This window comes from Burkholderia sp. Ac-20392, from assembly GCF_017104585.1.
In the GTDB taxonomy this organism is placed as follows: Bacteria; Pseudomonadota; Gammaproteobacteria; order Burkholderiales; family Burkholderiaceae; genus Burkholderia; species Burkholderia lata.
In genome coordinates, this window is record NZ_JAAGPB010000522.1 from 1 (window position 1) to 5,413 (window position 5,413).

At 65.7% G+C, this 5,413-nt stretch carries 3 protein-coding genes; all 3 read left to right on the top strand.

Features of this window, described 5'->3' with window-relative positions; translation table 11 throughout:
• Window positions 1-291: 291 nt before the first annotated feature.
• The 3 genes from G3N99_RS33700 to G3N99_RS33710 all read left to right on the top strand — a co-directional run bounded on the left by G3N99_RS33700 (window position 292) and on the right by G3N99_RS33710 (window position 5,027).
• Entirely contained in the window at window positions 292-1,485 is a 1,194-nt protein-coding gene (locus G3N99_RS33700; protein ID WP_174935064.1) for an ammonium transporter, read from the top strand.
• Between the two features lie 159 nt (window positions 1,486-1,644).
• Window positions 1,645-3,609, top strand: coding sequence for an alkaline phosphatase PhoX (locus tag G3N99_RS33705; RefSeq protein ID WP_206124531.1), 1,965 nt, complete (start codon window positions 1,645-1,647; stop codon window positions 3,607-3,609).
• Window positions 3,610-4,202: 593 nt separating this feature from the next.
• Window positions 4,203-5,027: an IclR family transcriptional regulator gene (locus G3N99_RS33710; RefSeq protein ID WP_174935067.1), complete on the top strand. Its 825-nt coding sequence runs from the start codon at window positions 4,203-4,205 to the stop codon at window positions 5,025-5,027.
• The last annotated feature ends 386 nt before the right edge of the window (window positions 5,028-5,413 follow it).

Sequence of the window (5,413 nt, forward strand, 5' to 3'; positions counted from 1 at the left end):
TGTTCCCGCGTCACTGACGCGCCGGAACGGTGCGCAGCGACGCACCGTCGCGCACCACGACGCACCACGCCGCACCAATCGGCTCGTCACACGCACCAGTTCCGCACGCGCCGCACCACACGCGTGCAACCGGCATCACGTCGCCCCCGCACCGGCCGCGCCCCCTTCCCGTGCACGATTCACCGGATTGCCGCACCACACGGTGTTGAAGCACCAACTCCACGCAGTCGTTCACCAAGTTGGCTCGATACTTGCGTTCCTTGCCCGTTTTTTGCGCAAGGAAGCCACGGCATGGATGGTCTGAAATCCGGCGTCGACACACTGTTCCTGTTGATCGGCGCCGTCATGGTGCTCGCGATGCACGCGGGCTTTGCATTTCTCGAACTCGGCACGGTCCGCAAGAAGAACCAGGTCAACGCGCTCGTGAAGATCCTGGTCGACTTCTCGGTGTCGACCCTCGCGTACTTCTTCATCGGCTACACGATCGCGTACGGCGTGGAGTTCTTCGACGACATCGGCACGCTGTCGCAGCACAACGGCTACGCGCTCGTGCGCTTCTTCTTCCTGCTGACCTTCGCGGCGGCGATCCCTGCAATCGTGTCCGGCGGCATCGCCGAGCGCGCGAAGTTCAATCCGCAACTCGTCGCGACGCTGATCATCGTCGGCTTCATCTATCCGTTCTTCGAAGGGATCGCCTGGAACAACCGCTTCGGCGTGCAGGCCTGGCTCACGCACGCGTTCGGTGCGCCGTTCCATGATTTCGCGGGCTCCGTCGTCGTGCATGCGTTCGGCGGCTGGGTCGCGCTGCCGGCCGTGCTGCTGCTCGGCGCGCGCCACGGCCGCTATGCGAAGGACGGCCGGATCGCCGCGCACCCGCCGTCGAACATCCCGTTCCTCGCGCTCGGCGCGTGGGTGCTCGCGGTCGGCTGGTTCGGCTTCAACGTGATGAGCGCGCAGACGCTCGACAAGATCAGCGGCCTCGTCGCCGTGAACTCGCTGATGGCGATGGTCGGCGGCACGCTCGCCGCATGGATGGCCGGCCGCAACGACCCGGGCTTCACGTACAACGGGCCGCTCGCGGGCCTCGTCGCCGTGTGCGCGGGCTCCGACGTGATGCACCCGATCGGCGCACTCGTCACGGGCGCCGCGGCCGGCGCGCTGTTCGTCGCGATGTTCACCTGCGTGCAGAACAAGTGGCGCATCGACGACGTGCTCGGCGTGTGGCCACTGCACGGCATGTGCGGCGCGCTCGGCGGCCTCGCGGCCGGCGTGTTCGGCCTGCCGGCTCTGGGTGGTCTCGGCGGCGTGTCGTTCATGTCGCAGCTCGTCGGCACGCTCGGTGGCATTGCCATCGCAACCGCGGGCGGCACGCTCGTCTACGGCGCACTGAAAGCGACCGTCGGGCTGCGCCTCGACCGCGAAGCCGAGTTCGACGGCGCGGACCTGTCGATCCACCGCATCTCGGCGACGCCCGAACGCGATTGAGCGCCTGACGAACGCCCGACGAACCATTACGTTTTCAATTCAAAAAACTTTCATCTAGCGTCCTTACACTTCCGTCCAGTTTTCAATTTGCCTTCGCCGAGCTTGCCGACCGCCTGCTTCGCGAAGGCCATTCTTCCAACAACTGAAACTGGACACCACATGCCCGCGTTGCCCAATACTTCCCGTCGTCAGGCCCTGAAGATCCTCGCCGGCGCGCCGATGCTCCCGCTTTCCGGCCTCGCGCTGCCGGCCCTGCTGACGGGTTGCGGCGGCGACGACAATCCGGCGTCGACGCCGGCCCCGATCGCCGCTGCGTACACGTCGGCGACGTTCTCGGCGATGGCCGCGCCCACGCTCGACAACGCGGCCGCGATGGCCACGACGACGGTCGGCTCGACGCTGTCGGTGTCGTTCTCGGACGGCTCGGCGCGCAACTTCAAGCTGGCGTACCGGCCGTTCTTCGTGACGGGCGACCTGGTGCCGGACGGCAAGGGCGGCACGACGCTCGCGGGCGGCTACTACGACATCAACAACCAGCCGATCATCGATCGCTCGGTAGCCGGCAAGGAGCGCCAGTTCTATTCCGACTGCCCGGACGGCAGCTCGCTGCTGACGCTGAAGAACGCGAACGTGTCCGGCGTGAAGGGCAACACGGTGTTCGCCGTCGTGCAGTTCGAATACACGACGCGCGACCAGGCCAGCGCATCGCAGTACGGCCAGCTGCCGTCGCCGATCGCGGTGCTGACGCTCGACCAGGATCCGGCCAACGGCGCGCTGAAGGTCGTCAAGTACCACAACGTCGACACGTCGAAGGCGCACGGCCTGTGGATCACGTGCGGCGCGAGCCTGTCGCCGTGGGGCACGCACCTGTCGAGCGAGGAGTACGAGCCGGACGCGACGAAGGTCGCGACCGACGCGCAGTTCAAGGCGTTCAGCAAGAACACGTTCGGCGACGAGACGAAGGCGAACCCCTACCACTACGGCCACCTGCCCGAGATCACCGTGAATCCGGACGGCACCGGCACCGTGAAGAAGCACTACGGCCTCGGCCGCATCTCGCACGAGCTGATCCAGGTGATGCCGGACCAGCGCACGGTGATGATGGGTGACGACGCCACCAACGGCGGCCTGTTCATGTTCGTCGCCGACAAGGCGGCCGACCTGTCGGCCGGCACGCTGTACGTCGCGAAGTGGACGCAGACGTCGTCCGCCGGCGCGGGCACCGCGACGCTCACGTGGATCAAGATCGGCCACGCCACGAGCAGCGAGATCGAAGCGCTCGCGAACACGCTGAAGGCGTCGGACATCATGGACCTGACGACCACCGACCCGAACGATGCGAGCTACACGAAGATCCACTTCGGCGGCAAGTTCAACTGGATGCGCGTGAAGCCGGGGATGGAAAAGGCGGCCGCGTTCCTCGAGACACACCGCTACGCGGCGCTGCTCGGCGGCAGCATGGGCTTCACGAAGCTCGAAGGCACGACCGTGAACGCGAAGGACAAGATCGTCTACACGGCGATGTCGCGGATCGAGACGTCGATGGTCAAGGGCAATTCGGTGTCGCGCGACGTCGCGGTCGACAAGAAGATCGCCGCGGGCGCCGTCTATGCACTGAACCTGAAGGGCAGCCAGCGCGACACGACGGGCAGCGCGATCGACAGCGAATGGGTGCCGGTCGACATGGGTGCGCCGGCCGCGCTGGTCGGCGAGGATCTCGCCGCCGCCGACGGGCTCGGCAACCTCGCGAACCCGGACAAGATCGCGAACCCGGACAACCTGAAGTTCTCCGAAAAGCTGCGCACCCTTTTCATCGGCGAAGACTCGGGCATGCACGTGAACAACTTCCTGTGGGCCTACAACGTCGACACGAAGTCGCTGGTGCGCGTGCTGTCGTGCCCGGCGGGCGCCGAATCGACGGGCCTGCACGCCGTCGACGAGATCAACGGCTGGACCTACATCATGAGCAACTTCCAGCACGCGGGCGACTGGGAATCGCCGCTGCACGACAAGGTCAAGCCGACGCTCGATCCGCTCGTGCGCGCGAACTTCAAGGACCGCTTCGGCGCCAGCGTCGGCTACCTGACGGCCGAGCAGACCAGCATCAAGCTCGCGAAAGCCTGACCGGACCACGCGAGGCGGGCCTGCGTCCCGGCCAGGCCCGCCCTTTCTTCATCACCGTTCATTCGTCGGCGCTCCACGCCGTTTGATGCGCGATGCCCCGTGCGGGCATCGCGCTTTTTTTTGCGCCTGCGCATCACGCAAAGCGCGTGCGCAAACAGACACCGCCTGCGTTCAAACAGAGGGTTTCGACGATCGGGGGATAATACGGGCCTGACGCGTCTGGGCGGACGAGCAGAAAGATGGGCAAAAAAAAGCGCCACGGAGACCGTGGCGCTAAAAAAGTTCTAGCCATTCCGAGGGCCGTGCTAGAACCTGAGAGACTGCGCGAAACATCGTTGCCGGTTAAACTCTTGAAACGATGTTTCGAAAACGTGAGACATTCTTTCCGTTTCCGCCCGACAAGTCAAGCGGTATTTGCACCGGTTCATGCACTTTCTGGCAACGCTCATTTGAGCGTTTTCCTAATAAACCAAGGGTGAACCCGTAAAATCTCATCCAATGACCGGTTTGCCTGCGGAACATGCATCCTTTGACAATAGTCCTACAATACCAACAAAATTGAAATCGAGTTTCGGAATTAGAGAGAATCCCTCGTGTCGACAACTGTAACCCCTCCCGCGTCGCGGGACCGTGAATCGTCGCCCGACGAGATCACCGCCCTCGCCCGCGGCCTCGCCGTGCTGCGCCGCATCGCGGCGGCCGACGCGCCCGTCAGCAACCGCGAGCTGACCGAACTGACCGGCATCCCGAAGCCGACCGTCTCGCGCATCACCGCGACGCTCGTCAGCGCCGGCTTCCTGTTCCAGTTGCCCGACAGCGAGCGCTTCGTGCTCACCGCGTCGGTACTCGAACTGAGCCACGGCTTCCTGCGCAACTTCGACATCCGCGCGCGCTCGCGGCCGTTCATGATCGAGCTGGCCGAACGCACGTCGCTGTCGGTGCACCTCGCGGTGCGCGACCGGCTCGACATGGTCGCGATCGACGTGATCCGGCCGCGCTCGGCCGTGCTCGTCACGCGCCTCGAAATCGGCTCGCGGATGGACATCGCACGCACCGCAGTGGGCCGCGCGTATCTTGCCGCACTCGAGGAAGACGAACGCCGCCTGTTGCTCGAGTCGCTGCGCACCACGGCGGGCGACGACTGGCCGCATGTGTCCGCCCGCCTGAACCCCGCGCTGGACGACGCGATGCGCGACGGCCACGCGATCGCGATCGGCGAATGGCGCGAAGGCCTGAATGCCGTCGCGGCCGGTTTCGTCGGCCCGTCGGGCCAGCGCTATTCGGTGAATTGCGGTGGCGCGTCGCACCAGTGCCCGCCCGAATGGCTGCACGAACACGTGGTGCCCGCGCTGCACGAATGCATCGCGAAAATCACCCGCGAGATCGGCGGCGCACCGGCCCGTCGCATCAGCGTGTAATCGTTTCGTCATCGTCCTGTCGCGTTCTGTAACGACCGTAACCCGTTGAAAGATAGACCACTGGACTGTAACGGGGACGGGACGTAGGATCATGCCCATCGTCGCGCCGCACTCGCGGTGCGCACCGCTCTTTTCCCGCGCAGACCGGCGGGGGCCCGGACCGAGCCGGGCGCCCCCTCCCGGCACCGCTCGCCCACGCGCAGCCCAGCAGTCCGATTTCCGGCCCGCCGCGCCGTCTTCCTGACAGATCACGATGGATAACGAACAAAAGCCCACGCCTCCTTCGAAAGACCCCGCGTCGCCCGCCGCACGTCGCCCGCGCCGCACGCTGATGGCCGGCGCGCTCGCGGTCGTCGTCATCGGCGGCCTGCTGTGGTGGCATCCGT